The 19,117-nt window shown below is 52.4% G+C and carries 12 protein-coding genes; 9 read left to right on the top strand and 3 right to left on the bottom strand.

The genetic code is table 11. From position 1 onward, the window contains the following. Nucleotide 1: 1 nt before the first annotated feature. Entirely contained in the window at nt 2–1,231 is a 1,230-nt protein-coding gene (gene argJ, locus BS29_RS09930; protein ID WP_229953505.1) for a bifunctional glutamate N-acetyltransferase/amino-acid acetyltransferase ArgJ, read from the bottom strand. 58 nt (nt 1,232–1,289) lie between these two features. Here argJ and BS29_RS09925 point away from each other — a divergent pair, with 58 nt between their 5' ends. The 4 genes from BS29_RS09925 to BS29_RS09910 all read left to right on the top strand — a co-directional run bounded on the left by BS29_RS09925 (nt 1,290) and on the right by BS29_RS09910 (nt 5,537). After that, nucleotides 1,290–1,574, top strand: coding sequence for a hypothetical protein (locus BS29_RS09925; RefSeq protein WP_229953504.1), 285 nt, complete (start codon nt 1,290–1,292; stop codon nt 1,572–1,574). Nucleotides 1,575–1,682: 108 nt separating this feature from the next. After that, nucleotides 1,683–4,409 carry a preprotein translocase subunit SecA gene (gene secA / locus BS29_RS09920; protein ID WP_229953503.1) on the top strand — a complete coding sequence of 909 codons (2,727 nt, stop codon included), beginning with the start codon at nt 1,683–1,685 and terminating at the stop codon, nt 4,407–4,409. A gap of 32 nt (nt 4,410–4,441) precedes the next feature. Continuing rightward, complete coding sequence (locus BS29_RS09915; protein ID WP_229953502.1) at nt 4,442–5,224, top strand: sulfite exporter TauE/SafE family protein; 783 nt, start codon at nt 4,442–4,444, stop codon at nt 5,222–5,224. A gap of 169 nt (nt 5,225–5,393) precedes the next feature. After that, nucleotides 5,394–5,537: an NADPH-dependent FMN reductase family protein gene (locus tag BS29_RS09910; protein ID WP_229953501.1), complete on the top strand. Its 144-nt coding sequence runs from the start codon at nt 5,394–5,396 to the stop codon at nt 5,535–5,537. Nucleotides 5,538–5,984: 447 nt separating this feature from the next. On the opposite strand, the gene BS29_RS09905 is transcribed toward BS29_RS09910, so the two are convergent. Continuing rightward, entirely contained in the window at nt 5,985–6,890 is a 906-nt protein-coding gene (locus BS29_RS09905; protein ID WP_229953500.1) for a LysR family transcriptional regulator, read from the bottom strand. A gap of 482 nt (nt 6,891–7,372) precedes the next feature. After that, complete coding sequence (locus BS29_RS09900; RefSeq protein WP_229953499.1) at nt 7,373–8,251, bottom strand: LysR family transcriptional regulator; 879 nt, start codon at nt 8,249–8,251, stop codon at nt 7,373–7,375. A 617-nt stretch (nt 8,252–8,868) separates the two neighbouring features. On the opposite strand from BS29_RS09900, the gene BS29_RS09895 reads away from it, so the two are divergent. From BS29_RS09895 to BS29_RS09875, 5 genes are all read left to right on the top strand, one after another. Next, nucleotides 8,869–9,006, top strand: a complete 138-nt coding sequence (locus BS29_RS09895; RefSeq protein ID WP_229953498.1) for a hypothetical protein — start codon at nt 8,869–8,871, stop codon at nt 9,004–9,006. A 75-nt stretch (nt 9,007–9,081) separates the two neighbouring features. Beyond that, a complete protein-coding gene (locus BS29_RS09890; protein ID WP_229953497.1) occupies nt 9,082–17,154 on the top strand; it encodes a YadA-like family protein in 8,073 nt (2,690 codons plus the stop codon). A 35-nt stretch (nt 17,155–17,189) separates the two neighbouring features. After that, entirely contained in the window at nt 17,190–17,483 is a 294-nt protein-coding gene (locus BS29_RS09885; protein WP_229953496.1) for a hypothetical protein, read from the top strand. A 141-nt stretch (nt 17,484–17,624) separates the two neighbouring features. Then, nucleotides 17,625–17,978, top strand: a complete 354-nt coding sequence (locus BS29_RS09880; RefSeq protein WP_229953495.1) for an invasion associated locus B family protein — start codon at nt 17,625–17,627, stop codon at nt 17,976–17,978. Between the two features lies 1 nt (nt 17,979). Further along, on the top strand, nt 17,980–18,801 hold the full coding sequence (locus BS29_RS09875) for an EAL domain-containing protein (protein WP_229953494.1): 822 nt from the start codon (nt 17,980–17,982) through the stop codon (nt 18,799–18,801). Nucleotides 18,802–19,117: the final 316 nt, after the last annotated feature.

Raw genomic sequence — 19,117 nt, 5'->3', positions numbered from 1 at the left:
TCTAGCTCCTGTAGTCGGCATTTATCGAGATATATCCATGGGTCAGGTCGCAGGTCCAGACTGTGGCCTTACCGTTACCGATCCCGATATCGACGCTGATGTCAATTACGTCGCCCTTCAGGTGCTCGGCGACCGGGGCTTCGTCATAATCCGGCACCACGAGACCGTCGCGCGCAACCATGATACCGCCAAATCCGATGGACAGCTTGTCGCGGTCTGCGGGTTCGCCGGCTTTGCCAACCGCCATGACGACGCGGCCCCAATTGGCGTCTTCTCCAGCAATTGCGGTTTTGACGAGCGGAGAATTGGCGATTGAGAGAGCGATACGCTTGGCGCTGTCGTCGCTTTGAGCGCCCGTCACGGCAATTTCGATAAATTTGCTGGCGCCTTCGCCATCGCGGACTACGAGATGCGCCAGTTGCATACATAGATCGCTCAGGGCTGCTTGAAAGGCATCAGCCCCGGCGTCTTCAAAGGAGGTTAGGGCAGGGGTGTCATGCTGACCCGTAGCGAAGGCCAAAACAGTGTCGCTGGTCGATGTATCACTGTCCACCGTGATGCAGTTGAAACTTTTTGCGGTCGCTGCATTCAGCATTTCCTGCAGCACGCCGGCATCGACAGTCGCATCCGTAAAAATGTAACCGAGCATTGTCGCCATATCCGGTGCAATCATGCCGGAGCCTTTGACGATACCATTCAAATATACCGTTTTCCCATCAACAATTGCGCTTGTAGTCGCCATTTTGGGAAAGGTGTCGGTGGTCATGATCGTGGCAGCAGCCTCTTCCCAGCTACAAGGCTTCGCGGTGAAAGCAGCCTTTAAGCCGGCCTCGGCCCGATCTTTGGGCAAAGGTTCGCCGATAACACCGGTAGAGGACACGAATATCTCTTCCTCTGTGCATCCTAAATGACTGCTGGAAAGGGATAATATCCGTTGCACCGCCTCCATGCCACGCGCGCCGGTAAAGGCATTGGCGTTACCAGCATTGACGACCAGTGCTCTTGCCTTGCCGCCGGGCAAGGCTTTGCGGCACCATTCCACTTCTGTGGACGGACATTTGCTTTGTGTGAGCACGCCCGCGACGGATGTGCCTTCGTTCAATTCGATATAGGTGAGGTCACAGCGATCCCATTCCTTGTACCGCGCCTGAGCGATGCGACAGGTGACGCCCGAAATTTCCGGAAGCTTTGGGATATCTGCAGGGGCAAGGGGCGATATAGTTTCTGACACTTAACTTGCCTTTATCTATTGGTTTGCTAAAGCGAAGTTCTTCTCACAGGGCTTATTGATGAACGTCTATATTGCAAGTTTTATGTTGCTGCTTTTCAATGCAGTGGGCGTTAATGCGCCGGCTGCTGCTATGGCAACAGAAACCGCTGGCAATGAAGTCGCTTCAGAAGCTGAATTGGCAACGCCATCGGGCTGGGACAAAGCGGCTCGGGCCTTCATTCAGAGCGAAACGCCTTTTGCAGTTCGCGTGCCTGGCGGCCGCGATACCACTGTTTTCTGGTCGGTATTGCCGGTCCTTTCAACCATTGGTGACAAGCTGGAGCATGTCGAAGGCGCGCCTTAGCCGTCTTCTGGACAATCACTCGCGTTGAATTGTCCCCAATCGTCCCCAAATGCAGATAAATCTGGGCGTGAACCACGTCCAATAGCTTTAGAAATATCGGAAATCATCATGATCGGCGGCTTTGCCAAATCCCTATTCGGGTCTTCTAACGACCGTTACGTTAAATCCATCATGAAAGTGGTTGATAAGATCAACGCTTTCGAACCAGAAATCGAACCTCTATCGGACGAGGAGCTGGCAGCAAAAACCCCTTATTTCCGCGAACGTGTAGCTAATGGTGAAAAACTCGATGATATTTTGCCGGAGGCCTTTGCGGTTGTCCGTGAAGCCGCCAAACGGACCTTGGGTCAACGCCATTATGACGTGCAGATGGTCGGCGGTATCGTATTGCATCGCGGGGAAATCTCCGAAATGCGGACAGGCGAAGGTAAAACGCTCGTCGCCACGCTCGCCTGTTATCTCAATGCGATCGAAGGCAAGGGTGTCCATGTTGTTACGGTGAACGACTATCTGGCCCGCCGCGACGGTGAGTGGATGAGCCAAGTATATAATTTCCTCGGCATGAGCGTTGGAACGATCATTCCCAATATTGGCGAAGAGCAGAGGCGTGAGGCTTATGCTGCCGATATTACCTATGGCACGAATAATGAGTTCGGTTTCGACTATCTGCGCGACAATATGAAACATGACCGTGCCCAGATGGTCCAACGGCCTTTCAACTTTGCGATTGTCGATGAGGTGGACTCCATCTTGATCGACGAAGCGCGGACGCCTCTCATCATTTCAGGCCCGACGGACGATAAATCCGATCTCTATGTGTCGGTGAATGAGATTGTTCAGCATATTGACGAGGAAGACTACGAAAAAGACGAGAAAAGCCGTCAGATATCGCTGACCGAAGAGGGAACCGAGAAAGCCGAACGGCTGTTGGAAGAGGCCGGACTACTGGAAGGCAACAACCTCTATGACTTTGAGAACACACAAGTCGTCCATCACCTGAATCAGGCCCTGATGGCCAACGTCATGCGTAAGCGGGACACGGATTATATTGTCAAAGATGGCAAAGTGGTCATCATCGACGAGTTTACCGGCCGTATGATGGACGGACGCCGCTGGTCCAATGGCCTTCATCAGGCGGTGGAAGCCAAGGAAGGCGTTCAGATCGAACCCGAAAACCAGACCATGGCGTCGATCACGTTCCAGAATTATTTCCGTATGTATCCGAAACTGTCAGGTATGACCGGTACAGCAGAAACGGAAGCGGCAGAATTTTTCGAAATTTACAAAATGAACGTCGTAACCATTCCGACGAACAAGCCCATTCAGCGTATCGATGAGAATGACGAGTTTTACAAAAACACGCTGGATAAGTTCGCGGCTATTGCCAAGAAAATCAAGGAACATAGCGACAAGGGCCAACCGGTTCTGGTAGGCACGGTCTCCATCGAAAAATCGGAGCTTCTGTCTGACTTCCTGAAGAAGGAAGACGTCACACATAACGTTCTCAATGCCAGGTTTCACGAACAGGAAGCGCATATTGTCGCCCAGGCAGGTGCCCCGGGCGCGGTGACGATTGCCACCAACATGGCTGGTCGCGGTACCGATATTCAGCTCGGCGGGAATATTGATTTCCGTATCGAGCAGGAACTTGCCGATATGGAAGAAGGGCCAGAGCGCGATAAGGCAGTCGCTAAAATAGAAGAAGAAGTCCGGGTGTTGCGTGAGCAGGTCCGTGAGGCAGGTGGTCTGTTCGTTCTGGGTACGGAACGGCATGAGAGCCGCCGTATCGATAACCAGCTGCGCGGTCGTTCCGGTCGTCAGGGTGATCCCGGTCTCAGCCGCTTCTACCTGTGCCTGGAAGACGATCTGCTCCGGATTTTCGGAACCGAAACCATGTTCGCCAAGATGATGAACAAAAACCTCGAAGATGGGGAGGCTATTGGTGGCAAGTGGCTCTCCAAAGCCATTGAAACGGCCCAGAAAAAGGTTGAAGCGCGTAACTATGAAGCGCGGAAGCAGGTTGTCGAATATGATGACGTGATGAATGACCAGCGTAAGGTGATTTACGAGCAACGCTCTGAAATCATGGACGCCGAGACGGTTGGCGATGTTGTTGAGGATATGCGGCTTGAGACCGCCAATGCCGTTGTTGCCGATAGCTGTCCTCCTGGCAGCTATCCTGAGCAATGGGATATCGACTTGCTCAAAAAGCGTGTCGAGGAAGTATTCGGCCTTACCCCGGATATCGATGCATGGATGCAGGAAGATGCGGTTGAGCCGGAGATTCTGGAAACACGGATCGCTGAACTGGCCGATGCCGATTTCAATGCGAAGGTGGAACAGATCGATCCCGAAATCTGGGTTCAGATTGAAAAATCCATCCTGCTGGAATCGCTCGACCATAACTGGAAAGAGCATCTGGCAACCCTTGATGCGCTGCGACAGGTGGTATTCCTGCGCGCTTATGCTCAGAAAAAGCCACTGGATGAGTATAAGAAAGAGGCCTTTGGTCTTTTCGAACGCATGCTGGAGGTTATTCGCGAAAGTGTGACGAAAACTATCGCAGTCAGCCAGTTCCATCGTCAGGAAGAAATTGAAGTACCGGAATTGCCCGAATTACCTGATTTCCTCACCACGCATATTGACCCGCTGACGGGCGAAGATGACAGCAATGATATTGATGGCGGTACATTGGGTACGGTTGCGTCAACGCTGCCACCGCGCCAATCTGCAGGCCCAGTTCCAGCGGACGTGAATTTTGAAGGTGTCAGCCGCAATGCTCCTTGTCCGTGCGGGTCGGGTCGGAAATACAAACATTGTCACGGTAAATATTGATCTGCTGAGACAAAGGATAAGCGAGACCTGATATGGCATTGGGCATTACTGGTCTCGCTTTGCTTTTCCTGCTCACAGCTGGGCTCTATGCGTCAGTAGGATTTGGCGGTGGTTCGACCTACATCGCCCTACTGGCTCTGGCCGATCTGGACTATCGCCTGCTGCCGATCATTGCCCTGATCTGTAACATCATCGTGGTCTTGGGCGGGACGGTGCGCTTTCAAGCGCGCGGACTGATCGATTGGCGGAGGATTTGGCCGATCTTGCTGTTGTCAGTGCCGGCGGCCTGGGTCGGTGGGCGTCTGGCCATAGATCAGGATAATTTTCTTGTCCTATTGGGGCTGTCTTTGACCGTTGCCGCTCTGTTGCTCCTCACAGAACCTTTTTTCCGCAGCCAGACCGTTGGTTCACGGCCTCAAACAGAGCAGGGTTTTTGGTTCGCGCCAATTGTTGGCTGCGGCATTGGTTTCCTGTCCGGCATGGTCGGCATCGGTGGCGGGATATTTCTGGCGCCGATCCTGTTGTTAATGAACTGGTCTGATAGCCGCCGAATAGCGGCGACCGCGAGTGTCTTCATCCTCGTTAACTCGGCAAGCGGATTGATTGGACAGTTGATGAAGTCAGCGTGGCAGCAGGAGGGGCAGGTTGCCGACATGCTCTTGTCCTATTGGCCATTGTTCCTTGGCGTATTGGTGGGCGGTCAGATTGGCAGTTTTCTGGCCAGCAAGGCACTGCGGGAACACTGGATCAGGCGACTGACGGCGTTGCTAATTCTCTATGTGGCTGGCCGGATATTCTGGCAGCAATTTGGATGAGTGATCGGGGAATGCGAGTTAATGTCCGTTTTGGGCGCAAAAGAGGACGCTCCAATTTTAGAGCTACCGGTTCGTATCACTCCCGTTCGATGAATTGATTGCCCTCGACAAGATGTTGTTTAGTGTAGAGCATTCTATCGAAACTACAAATGTGGGGCACCTGAGACAAATGCGCATAGTTTTGCTTGATGGTCATCCGGACGACGGACGATATTCATCCCACCTCCTTCAGGTCTATGAGAATGCGCTTCCCTCGGATGCAATTGTCGAAAAGGTCGCTGTGCGCGACATGCAGTTTTCGCCGGTTTTCTGATACGGATATGCAAAACGGAGTGTCTCTCCGCCACAAATTCAAGTATTATTAGGATATAACAGTTATTCATACATATACCAAAAAATTATCCCGATAAATATACCCATATTAGAGCGGTGGTAGCTGAATTAATCTCCGCAGTAATCTGACGGTAATATCCCCAAATATTCGCGACGCGTCTTGGGGCGCTTTTTGACCAACCTGACACGGTCAATACAGTTTTTGAGATAGACTTTTGCGCTCATGCGAGTTTTAGTTTTTCGCTTGTTGATAGTACCGATGCCCATGATTGGGTTACCTTGACCAAAGGCATATCTTGGCGGGAGAACGACTCCCTGTTGTCTAGGCTGAGTCAACTGCATGATTTTTTGAGTTTCATTGCCAAGAATTTGGGTTCTTGTCAGGAAAGTATTTTCGAATGATGGGCGACGATTGATCGGATTCAGGCTACTGCAGGCTTGAGCTTTGAATATGTTCCGTACCTTCTTCGGTGAAATATTTGGCAGATTTTTTGATTATTTCGATCATGTTTCGTGCTGGAGCGGACAAGGGGCTGCGGCGGCGATACGTTATATAGGCTTGGCGTGGTTCAAACAGGCAGGGGTGCGACAACCTCATCAAAGTGCCGCTTTTTTCTTCCAACGCAAATATATCATTGTTGAGCGCGCAGATATAGTCGTTCTGTTTAACCAGCGCTTTGGTGAGGGCGTCGGACGTAGTTTCTGTGGCTATTTTTGGTGGGGCCAGTCCAGCCATCAGGAAGTTACTGCTGATTTTCTGCCAATCGCCAAGCCCTCGCGTAACAACCCAAGGATATTTTGCAAGATGTTCCAGATCAATATTGTTGTTTCTGCACAAGGGATGTTCTGGGCGTACAACCAAACGCTGTTCATGCCGATACACTAACTCTATACTGCTTAATTCATCGTGCAACAGTCGTGCAGGCGGCAGCGAAACGATGAAATCAAACTCTCCCTGCTCCAGTGCTGGAAACAAAGTCGTTGATATGCCTTGATCGATATTGATGTGAACATCCGGCCAGCGTCTCCGAAACAAATGAAGGGATTCGGGTAATATTTTTGGCATGAAAGGCGGTGCACTCCCTATCACCAACTGTCCTTTGTGTGTGTCACGCAATGCTTCTACCTCGCCCTTTATCAAACGGCTTTCTGTTAGGAGTAATTTTGCGCGTCGTTCGATAGCTTCGGCATATTTTGTTGGTTCTGCTCCATGCCGCCCGCGTTCAAACAGTTTTACGTCAAAGTGATCTTCCAGCTTCTTGATATTCTTGCTGATTGCTGGTTGCGATATGCCAATAACATCTGCCGCTCGCGCGAAGTTGCGAGAATCCATTACAGCTAGAAAGACTTGGAGTCGTGAAAGTTCCATCATTTACCAATCAACGCCCGGGCAAGTTGTCAGAATGACCATGACAACGAGCGCTTCGCTTGCGGAAAAAGTTGAATTTACAATCATGTGATGCGCCATCCAGGTTCATTTTGACCTTTTTCAGCGCTACGAGGAGGAATGGCAAAGCGAAATATGGGTAGTTTTTTGGGAAAATTGGGTAGGGAGGTTTAGGTAAGCACTTCGAGAAGAGTTAGTATTGCTTTGGGAACATGTATTCACAAAGCTATTATTAAGGGCCGGCAAATGTCGGAAATCTCGATCAAATTATCGCTGAATATTTGTGCCTATGATTTCTAGTATGACAAGATCCAGATTACCAAGATTCAGCCGTTTTTAACGGTACCATCTGATTTCGACGTACAAATTGGGTTTCTTTCCTCTGAAGCTTTATGAACATATATCTCCGTTTGGAAAAATTCATGCTCTCAAGGAGTAGCCTCGTAGAGTGTCCGGCAAACATTTTTGATGATCTCTATCATGTTTCGTGCTGGAGCGGACAAGGGGCTGCGGCGACGGTGGGTAATATAAGCAGTGCGTGGTTTAAAAAGGGATTTATGAGACCGACAGGTCAAGATGCCATTTTGCTCTTCCAGATCGAATATGTCCTTGTTGAGACCACAGATATAGTTGTCCTGTTCAATGAGGGCCTTGGTGAGAGTATTAGAAGTGGTCTCGATGGCTATTTTGGGCGGTTCCAATCCAGCCATCAGGAACACGCTGCTGATTTTTTTCCAGTTACCCAGCCCCCGCGCAACTACCCACGGATATTTTGCCAGCTGTTCCAGGCTGACATCATCGGTCCTGCTGAGAGGATGATCGCGTCGCATGACCAAGCTGCGTTCGTGTTTATACTTTAATTCTATGCTGGTCAGTTCATTGTGAAGCAGGTGGACTGGTGGGATGGATACGATAAAATCAAACTGGCCGCGCTCCAGCGCGGAAAAAAGCAAAGGAGACAGTCCGTGATCCACATGGATATGGACTTCAGGCCAACGTTTGCGAAACAGATGCAGCGCTTCTGGTAATATTTTGGACATGAATGGTGGTGCACCGCCTATCATCAACTGTCCTTTGTGCGAGCCGCGCAATGCTTCCACTTCTGCTTGGATCAAGCGGCTTTCTGTGAGGAGTAGTTTTGCACGTCGTTCGATAGCTTCGGCATATTTGGTTGGTTCCGCACCATGACGGCCGCGTTCGAAAAGCTTTACATCTAGGTGGTCTTCCAGCTTTTTGATATTCTTGCTGATCGCTGGCTGGGACATGCCCATAACATCAGCGGCCTTCGCAAAATTTCGACAATCCATTACAGCTAGAAAGACTTGAAGGCGTGAAAGTTCCATCGTTTACCAGTCAATAGTCTGACAATTTGTCAGTGCTTTTGGGGGAAGACTTGATAATTGCGACAGCGGTCTTTTGACCGTGCAAACCCGTCAAATGATGATATGACGATCAGGTTATGGCGCAATATCCTCGATGATTAGGTGGTAATTTTATGGCTGGATAAATGGCCAAGACCCTGCTCTCCATTTGGCAATTCCGCCAAACATGCTCGATCGATTGTCGCCATAGATAGGATGAGGCAAGCAACAAAAATGTCCATGTTCAAATGACTGGACAGCTCGTCGTTTCTTAAATTTTCCAGAATTTCTTAAGCTTGGTCGTCTGCGATCTTTCAAGTTGAGTTCTTGCATTGGTAAAGTCCCTGTTTCCCGCGATGGTCAAAAAAATACCAAATTTTACAAACTAAATCGGATTAAATGCCTATTCCGATAAGTTATGAAAACTGCTCTTGATGGAATTATATTCCACTGACAATGGGTATTTTTATAATATTCCATTTGGTTATTAATTTTATACTTCATGGAATTGTTCATCACCAACTGATCGTTGCTAATCCGGCTCTCGTAACAAGGAGTTAGCAATGATGTCTTTTGAATTGGCCGGACCGGCGTTCCTTCGAGAATTTGGGCCGGACGCAGGACCAAAACCTGATCTCGATCGCCAGTATTCCGTGACTTTCGGATTCGGCACATGCCGGCTGCTGGCCGGAGCGGGTTAGGCCTGCGGCACAAGCTCTATATCCAATTCCACATATTCCAATATCTATTTTTTGAAGTTCAGGGAGAATTTTTCAGTGACTGTATCAACCATCAAATCCGACGATTTCCGCGCCAATGATTTCCGTGAGAGCATATTCCACCAGAGTCAGGGCGGCCGTATTGTAAAGGTTGATGGCGGCGCGGGCAGCTATGCGCCTTCTTCGCGTCTATTTGGCGGTCTTTTTGCAGGTGCAAGTGCGTCGGCGCTTGCGCTTTCAACGATGTTCGCGGGCACGATGATGGTCGTGCCCACTGATACTGCGATGGCGACGGTAGTCTGCCGGACTATTGACCAGCCGGGCGGTACCGGTGATAATGTCGCTTCCGGTTCCGTGGCCCAAGATGAAAATTCTGTCGCTTGCGGCATCGACGCGCAGGCCCTTGCTGAATCATCATTAGCTATGGGTTTCGATGTCGTGGCCAGCGGTGTGGAATCTACTGCGATCGGTAACAGAGCTAGGGCTGAGGGATCCAGGACGGTCGCTGTCGGAGTCCAGGCCAGGGCGTTAAATGTCTCCACGGCAATCGGTTCATCCGCAAACGCTCTTGGAGCAAACACGACAGCGATAGGACCTTCTGCCCGAGTAGATGCTGTTGCCAGTCGGGGTATTTCTGTGGGGGTTTTGGCTGTGACCACTGCCGAGCGCGGAGTGGCGATTGGTCAGAGTTCGGGGGCGGACATTGTGGACGGGGCGGCCCTTGGCAGCACTGCACGCGTCAGCGGTACTGCGGGTAATGTCGCCCTTGGCGCTGCGTCAACAAATACCGCTTCTGTCTCCGGTACAGCTTATAGCGTCGGTGGTGCGACGGTGCAGACTCAGGTATCTGTAGGCGGTGGAGCCTATACTGTGCGCCGGATTACTAACGTTGCGCCGGGCGCAGATGCGGGTGATGCGGTCAACGTCGCCCAGCTGTCGAATCAGGCGGAGCAAATTGATGCACTGATCGGTAGCAACGATCTGATTGGTCCCAATGGTATCAGAACCGACGGCATAGTCGCAACCGTTGGCGGCACGGCCTATAGGACGGTTCAGGAAGCGATTGAGGCGGCGGCGATGACCGGCGGCTCGGGCGGTGGTGACTTCGTGACCAGCAATTTCGGCGGTGCGCCGCCGGCAGACGCGTCAGGTAACGGTTCGTCAGCAGGCGGTGATGGTGCGGTTGCCTCGGGTACTCGTTCGCTGGCGCTGGGTGCATTTGCAGAGGCCTCAGCTCAGTCTTCGGCGGCGATCGGTCTTCGTTCGGAAGCCAGCGGTGAATTCTCCATTGCAGCAGGTTTTGACTCAACGGCTTCCGGCGAAAATGCGGTTGCAATTGGTAGGGATGCGGCTGCCACGGCGGTGGGTGATGTAGCCCTTGGTCAAGGTTCGACAACCGTCGCGGCAGGCGGCTTGGCCTATGGCACGCAGGCCGCGGCTCCGGGCAGCGTTATGGCGATCGGCAACCGTCGGATTCAGGGCGTTTCTGGAGGTGTAAATGCCACAGATGCGGTCAATGTTGCTCAGCTTTCCGATCAGGTGGACCAGATTGATGCGCTTTTGGGGGCGGCTAACCTGATTGATGCCAATGGCGACGCGACAGACGCAACTATCGCGACCGTCGGTACGGTTGCTCAGATAACTGTCGGCGGTGCGCTGAACGCACAGGATACTATTGTTACCAATCAAGGTAACACGACAGCCTCTGTGCTGGGTGGAACAAGCGCATATAATGCGAGTACCGGCGATGTGACGGGCGGCTTTACTTACGACAGCACTCCACAGTCAACGGTGCAGGCGGTGTTTGATGAAATCAATACGGATATCACCAATATCAACAATGGTACTGCCGGTTTGGTGCAGCAGGCTGCGGCCGGCGCGCCGATTACGGTTGCTGCTGCCACGGATGGTATGGAGGTTCAGTTTGATGGCACCGCGGGCACCCGGACTCTATCTGGACTGTCAGATGGCGCTGTGACGGGGACGTCGGATGAAGCGATTAATGGGTCGCAGCTTGCTGGTGTAACCAATAATATCGATGCGCTGGTGGGTAGCGGTAATGTGCTGGCAGGAACCCTGCCAAGCTTCACAACCCCCAATGGCGGGACGGCTGACAATGTGACCGAAGCATTTCAGAGAGTCACGGCGCAGGTTAATACCAACACAACCAATATCAACAATAGCGGAGCGGGTCTGGTGCAGCAGGCTGCGGCCGGCGCGCCGATTACGGTTGCTGCTGCCACGGATGGTACGGAGGTTCAGTTTGACGGTACAGCTGGCACACGGGTGCTGTCTGGTCTGTCAAATGGCGCTGTGACGGGGACGTCGGATGAGGCCGTTAATGGGTCGCAACTGTTTGATGTAGCGAGTAATACGAACAGCTACATTGGCGGCGGCGCCGATGTAATTGCCGGCACAGCGCCAACTTTCACGGTTGGCACGGCTACCCACGACAGTGTCGGCGCGGCGATTGCAGCGCAAGACGCCATCACGACGGCGCAGGGCAATGCAACAGCCTCTGTGCTGGGTGGAACAAGCGCATATAATGCGAGTACCGGCGATGTGACGGGCGGCTTTACTTACGACAGTACTGCGCAGGCAACGGTGCAGGCGGTGTTTGATGAAATCAATACGGATATCACCAATATCAACAATAGCGGAGCGGGTCTGGTGCAGCAGGCTGCGGCCGGCGCGCCGATTACGGTTGCTGCTGCCACGGATGGTACGGAGGTTCAGTTTGACGGTACAGCTGGCACACGGGTGCTGTCTGGTCTGTCAAATGGCGCTGTGACGAGTGCGTCGGATGAGGCCGTTAATGGGTCGCAACTGTTTGGCGTAGCGAGTAATACGAACAGCTACATTGGCGGCGGCACCGATGTAATTGCCGGCACAGCGCCAACTTTCACGGTTGGCACGGCTACCCACGACAGTGTCGGCGCGGCGATTGCAGCGCAAGACGCCATCACGACGGCGCAGGGCAATGCAACAGCCTCTGTGCTGGGTGGAACAAGCGCATATAATGCGAGTACCGGCGATGTGACGGGCGGCTTTACTTACGACAGTACTGCGCAGGCAACGGTGCAGGCGGTGTTTGATGAAATCAATACGGATATCACCAATATCAACAATAGCGGAGCGGGTCTGGTGCAGCAGGCTGCGGCCGGCGCGCCGATTACGGTTGCTGCTGCCACGGATGGTATGGAGGTTCAGTTTGATGGCACCGCGGGCACCCGGACTCTATCTGGACTGTCAGATGGCGCTGTGACGGCGGCATCGGATGAGGCTGTTAATGGGTCGCAACTGTTTGATGTAGCGAGTAATACGAACAGCTACATTGGCGGCGGCGCCGATGTAATTGCCGGCACAGCGCCAACTTTCACGGTTGGCACGGCTACCCACGACAGTGTTGGCGCGGCGATTGCAGCGCAAGACGCCATCACGACGGCGCAGGGCAATGCAACAGCCTCTGTGCTGGGTGGAACAAGCGCATATAATGCGAGTACCGGCGATGTGACGGGCGGCTTTACTTACGACAGCACTCCACAGACAACGGTACAGGCGGTGTTTGATGAGATTTCCACGGATGTCACCAATATCAATAATGGTACTGCCGGTTTGGTGCAGCAGGCTGCGGCCGGCGCGCCGATTACGGTTGCTGCTGCCACGGATGGTATGGAGGTTCAGTTTGATGGCACCGCGGGCACCCGGACTCTATCTGGACTGTCAGATGGCGCTGTGACGGCGGCATCGGATGAGGCTGTTAATGGGTCGCAACTGTTTGCCAACAATACGACTGTCAGCAGCTATCTGGGCGGTGGTACGGATATTACAACTAACACTGCCCCGACTTATAATATCGATGGCACGGATTATAATGACGTCGGAAGTGCGTTGGATGCCTTGGAAACTGTTGCATCTGCGGCCGGTGGAGATTTCGAAACCAGTTCAGCAACGGCGACTGTTGCGCCGATGGCTACCGGCGATAGTGCCTCGGCAGGCGGTGATGGCGCGATTGCTTCTGCCAATCAATCTCTTGCAGTTGGCGCCGGTACCCGAGCGACCGGATTTGCAGGCGTCGCTTTGGGCTCTGGAGCAGAAGCCAGCCAATCACGGTCCTTTGCCGGCGGGTTGAATAGTGAGGCGTCAGGTAACGATTCCATCGCCATAGGTACCAATTCTAGTTCAACAGCAGACGGATCAGTTGCTTTCGGTCGTGATTCTAGCGCGAACGGAAACTCTAGTATTGCCTTCGGAGAAGGGGCATCTGCGAGCGGCAACAGCTCGGCTTTGGGTTCCGCGGCTACTGCAAGCGTTACAGGTACGGCTGTCGGAAGAAATACCACAGCTAATGGCGTCGGTGCCCTGGCATCCGGGATTGATGCGATGGCTTCCGCAAATGGTTCCACATCCCTTGGTTCGACCAGTCAAGCAACAGCTAATAATGCAGTGGCATTGGGTACCGGTGCAATCGCTGATGTCGCTGGCTCTATAGCGATCGGTTCGAACTCGAATACTTCGGTAGCAGTTGGCGCAGCCTATGGTACAGGAGCTGGGCTTCCAAGCAGCGTTATGGCGGTCGGCAACCGCCGGATTCAAGGCGTCGCCGACGGCGCCGATTTATCCGATGCGGTCACGGTTCGCCAGCTGGCCAGTCAGGCGGACAATATCAACATGCTGGTTGGTGAAGATGTGTTTGACGCAGCCGGTAACTATACCGCGCCGTCATTCATGACTCCCAACAACAATACGGCCGATAATATTGACGATGCATTTGAGGTTGTGACCGAACAGGTTGATTTCAACACGACGAATATTAATAATATCAATAACGGTACAGCCGGTCTGGTGCAGCAGGCTGCGGCCGGCGCGCCGATTACGGTTGCTGCTGCCACGGATGGTATGGAGGTTCAGTTTGATGGTACAGCTGGCACACGGGTGCTGTCTGGTCTGTCAAATGGCGCTGTGACGGGGACGTCGGACGAGGCCGTTAATGGGTCGCAACTGTTTGATGTAGCGAGTAATACGAACAGCTACATTGGCGGCGGCGCCGATGTAATTGCCGGCACAGCGCCAACTTTCACGGTTGGCACGGCTACCCACGACAGTGTCGGCGCGGCGATTGCAGCGCAAGACGCCATCACGACGGCGCAGGGCAATGCAACAGCCTCTGTGCTGGGTGGTGCAAGCCGATATAATGAGAGCACCGGCGTTGTGACGGGTGGCTTTACTTACGACACCACTCCACAGTCAACGGTGCAGGCGGTGTTTGATGAAATCAATACGGATATCACCAATATCAATAATGGTACTGCCGGTTTGGTGCAGCAGGCTGCGGCCGGCGCGCCGATTACGGTTGCTGCTGCCACGGATGGTATGGAGGTTCAGTTTGATGGTACAGCTGGCACACGGGTGTTGTCTGGACTGTCAGATGGCGCTGTGACGGGGACGTCGGATGAAGCGATTAATGGGTCGCAGCTTGCTGGTGTAACCAATAATATCGATGCGCTGGTGGGTAGCGGTAATGTGCTGGCAGGAACCCTGCCAAGCTTCACAACCCCCAATGGCGGGATGGCTGACAATGTGACCGAGGCATTTCAGAGAGTCACGACGCAGGTCAACGGTAACACCACCAATATTAATAATATTAACAATGGTACAACCGGTGCTTTCCGGTCTGAAAATGCGGCAATGGATGCAGCTCCGTCCAATGCAGGTCCTGATGCAGTGGCTGGCGGTTTTGGCTCGCAAGCCAATGCTTCACAAGCAACGGCTATTGGTAACGACGCGCTGGCCAATGGCAGCAATGCGAGTGCAATTGGTTATGGTGCGCAGGCCAATGCTGCCAATGCGGCGGCGATTGGCTCTGATGCAAGGGCCAATGCGGCAAACGCTACGGCACTAGGTTTCCGCGCTTCGGCAACCAATGTCGGTGATGTCGCTCTTGGTTTCGGAACCAGAACGTCAGCATCGACTGATGCTGGTTATGCCACGGCAACCGGAGCTCCCGCCAACGGCATTGTAGGTATCGGAGATCGCAGAATTCAAGGTGTTGCAGCCGGTGCCGAAGCGGATGAAGCGGTAAATGTTGCTCAGCTGAACGCTGTGGCACAGGCTGGCGCTACGGCCTTTGGCGGCGGCGCGGCGGTCGATCCTATGACCGGTGCCTTTACGGCTCCGACCTACACTGTCGGTGCGGCGAACTATGACAATGTCGGCGCGGCAATTACAGCGCAAGACGACATCACCACTGCTCAAGGTAACACGACAGCTTCCACATTCGGCGGTACGAGTGACTATGATCCGACAACTGGCGTGGTAACCGGCGGTTTCACCTATGATGCAACTGCACAAACAACCGTACAGTCGGTGTTTGATGAGATAGATGCCGATATTACCAATATCACCAACGGCGATGTCGGGTTGGTTCGGCAGGCCGGCGTTCCCGGAGCGGGCAATGTCGCTCCTATCACAGTGGGCGCGACGACCAATGGTACCGAGGTGCTGTTCAACAACTTGGCCGGTGCAAATCGCAGGCTGATAGGCGTGGCTAACGGCGCGGTGACTGCTTCGTCCAACGAAGCGGTAAACGGTTCGCAGCTATTTGGTGTGACAACGAATATCGATGCCTTGGTTGGCAGCGGTGACGTGTTGGCAGGAACCTTGCCGTCGTTTACAACACCTAATGGCGGAACGGCCGACAATGTGACTGATGCATTCCAGGAGGTGACGGAGCAGGTAGATACCAACACTACCAATATTGCAAACAACACCACCAACATAACCAATCTCGACAATCGTGTGACCACGAACGAGACGAATATTGCAAATAATCGTACGGATATCGATCAGAACAGGACGGATATTGATAATCTCGATAACCGTGTGACGGTGAACGAGACGAATATTGCAAACAATCGTACCGATATCGATACAAACACGACCAACATCGCAAACAACCGTACGGATATCGATACAAACACGACCAACATCGCGGACAACCGGACCGATATTGATCAGAATACAACAAATATCGCAGATAACCGTACGGATATTGACAGCAATACCACGGAAATTAACAACATTACCAATGGTGGTGGGATCAAATATTTCCGGGCTGATAATACCGATCAAGCTGATGCAATAGCGTCAGGTGAAAACGCCATCGCGGCGGGCCAGAACGCCCAGGCGTTGGGTACGGACTCTGCTGCCTTCGGTCACAATGCCTCTGCGCAAGGTGACAACACGACGGCTGTGGGTGCCGGGGCGACCGCCTTTGCCTCAACTGCCTTGGGGGCAGGATCAGCTGCGGCTGGAGGCGGTACGGCTGTGGGTGATAATGCCCGCGCCGGTGTTGACGCAAACAACATGCCCGACGGTACCAACAACAATAATGCATTCGGCAATGACTCAGTTGCAACTGGTGGAAATGCAACGGCACTTGGTTACAATAGTCAGGCTACCGGCGAAAACTCTACCGCAGTAGGTAACGGTGCGCAGGCGACATATGCCAATTCCACAGCGGTCGGTGCAGGTGCTCAAACCCGTATGGTTGATCAAGTGGTGCTGGGCACCGCGACTTCTACCGTCACTGCTCAGGGCGTATTGCAAAATGGTGATGTAACCAGCGATCGGATTGTCAGCATCAATGCTGAGGGTGATATGCGCTCGGTTACCGTTGCTGATATTACTGAGCAAGTAGCTGGCAACATCACGGTTGTTGGAGGATCTGACACCAATGTGAACGGTCCAAATGTCATCAACATCAGGGATGGTTCGATTACCTCTGTTGATATTGCTGACGGTGCCATCAATACCAGAAACATTGCGGATGGCGCGGTAACCTATAATAAACTTGGTGCCGATGTGCGGAATCGCTTCAACGAACTGAACGACCGGGACAATCGAAACACCGCTGGTGTCGCGCTTGCCACTGCGATCGCCAACATCCCTCAGCTTTCTCAAGAAGGCAAATTCTCCATTGGTGGTGCCTTCGGCGCGTTCAACGGAGAAGGTGGATGGGCATTTGGTGCCAACGGCCGGTTCAGTGAGAATGTCGTCGGACGGACCAGCGTCGGTATTACATCACAAGGTGATGTGGCCGTCGGTGCCGGAATAGCGATGGAATTCTAATCGCAAAATTCAATTAAAGAAAACAGAGTAAAACAATGATCAAACTAGTCAAAAATACTCGTTATTGCATAGCCCTATCGGCCCTGGTTACAGGGCTATGCATTACGGTCCAGGCGAACGCGCAAACATCTTCCAACGAAGATGCCCCTACACCCCAGACGCAATCGCCTGGACCGGCTATGTCGGCACTGATAGGTGCCGGCTTCGAGATCAAGGCAATGCAATATTTGCCTCAATCGATGCTTTTCGTGCTCCAACGGCAAACCCAAGCTTTTATTTGCGACACTGATTTTCAAGGCCGCAGCAAGCTTTGTATCCGGATCGGGTAAACGGGACGTGGCTCTGTCATGATCATGTCCCGGCTTCTTGTGTTTGCTGCGCTGTTAATCGCTGGTCAAGCGAGTCCCGTTGCAGCGCAGCAAACACTGGCGTCAGATTGGCAAGTGTCTTGTCGCAAGGGTGATTGCAATATGAGCAACACCATCAACAACGGCGAAGGTATAGTGACCAACCTGAATATCTATATGGTTGGGCGCACCCCGGTGATGGAATATCTGATCCCGCTCGGTATGGGGCTTGAACGTGGCGTGGTTCTGCAAATCGATGGACAACAGGCTTTTCGCACCAGCCTGCTGACGTGTCGTGCGAACGGATGCAGCGGTTTTGTAAAGTTGGAGAAACGATTGCTGGACCGCTTGTTGGGTGGGGGCGTACTTCGCGTTGCATTTCAGAATTTTGCCGACAGGAAATATTATTCGTTCAATTTCGGCCTCAGGGATTTTGCCTCTCGGTATACTGCCTTCCGGCAGGGATCGGCCAGATAGAATGAAAGAAGATCGGATCTTGAAATCGACCGAAGCGTTTCAGGAATCCTATCAGCCGGTCGCTGTGCTTGATGACGATGCGATCTATAGCCATTGCAGCGACATATTTTATCATGAATGTTCGGCGGTTTTCCATGATTCCGATGGGGCTGTCATGGAAGCCGATGAGTATTTAAAGAGTAATAACATAGCTCAAACTGGGCAAAGGTTCGATCAGCATATTGTGGGGGTCGCGCTGGAACTGCTGACGGAGCCTGCTACCCCCGCTTTGGGTTGCAGCATTTCGGCGCGTTCGTTTTTAAAAGATGGTTGGTGGAAAGAGCAACTCAATATGCTTGCCGATCGCCCTGATATTGCGGGGCGACTGATACTGGAAATTCATGATGTTGAAGAATTCCGCAAAGCGCCATCAATCATGTTGCTTCTTAACAGGCTCCGGAAGGCGGGATGCCTCCTTGCGCTGGAGGATTTCGGCATCGGGCACTCTTCATTTCATGCGATGATGACAATCGACCCCGATATCATCAAAATCAATAAATCTTTCTTGTGGCGCGTTGATAGCGGGTTTCGTTATCGCGACGCCTATCACCATTTGGTAGGACTTGCCCGAACTATCGCTCCCATTGTGGTTGCAGAAGGTGTCGAGTCCTACAGCCATCTCAAAGCAGCATTAAAATCGGGTGCCACGCACGGACAAGGTAACGTGCTTGGTGTATCGCAGATGAGTCTACCTCACCAATCTACAGTGCAAGGAAACCGTAAAGGGAAAAAGTCGAATCTACTGGAAAAAGCTTCTGATGTAGGAGGCCAGTGCCATGATTGAGTTGTCAACAGGCATGAATCAGAAAACCGCTACATCTGACATTACCGACGGAACTCACGTCTCCGATAAGGGTTCTTTAGACAAGTTTAGTATTCGAAAACGTGTTACGATAATCTTTGTTATCTCTGTGACTCTTTGGTCTCTTCCGATGGTGTTCTGGTCAATATTATAGCGGTGTTCAAAATATGAACTGTCGCAAGGCTGGGTATCGTGTGGAATTTATAATATTGGATGGGGTACTTCAGCCTTTCGCAAGATGGTGGTTACCATTCTTAGAAAATGGCCTTCGGAATATTCTTTTACTTTTCACAACGGA

It is taken from the genome of Parasphingorhabdus litoris DSM 22379 (assembly GCF_020906275.1).
Lineage (GTDB): Bacteria > Pseudomonadota > Alphaproteobacteria > Sphingomonadales > Sphingomonadaceae > Parasphingorhabdus > Parasphingorhabdus litoris.
Note: the sequence above shows the minus strand (reverse complement) of the source record. Positions and strands in the feature narration are given on the sequence as shown.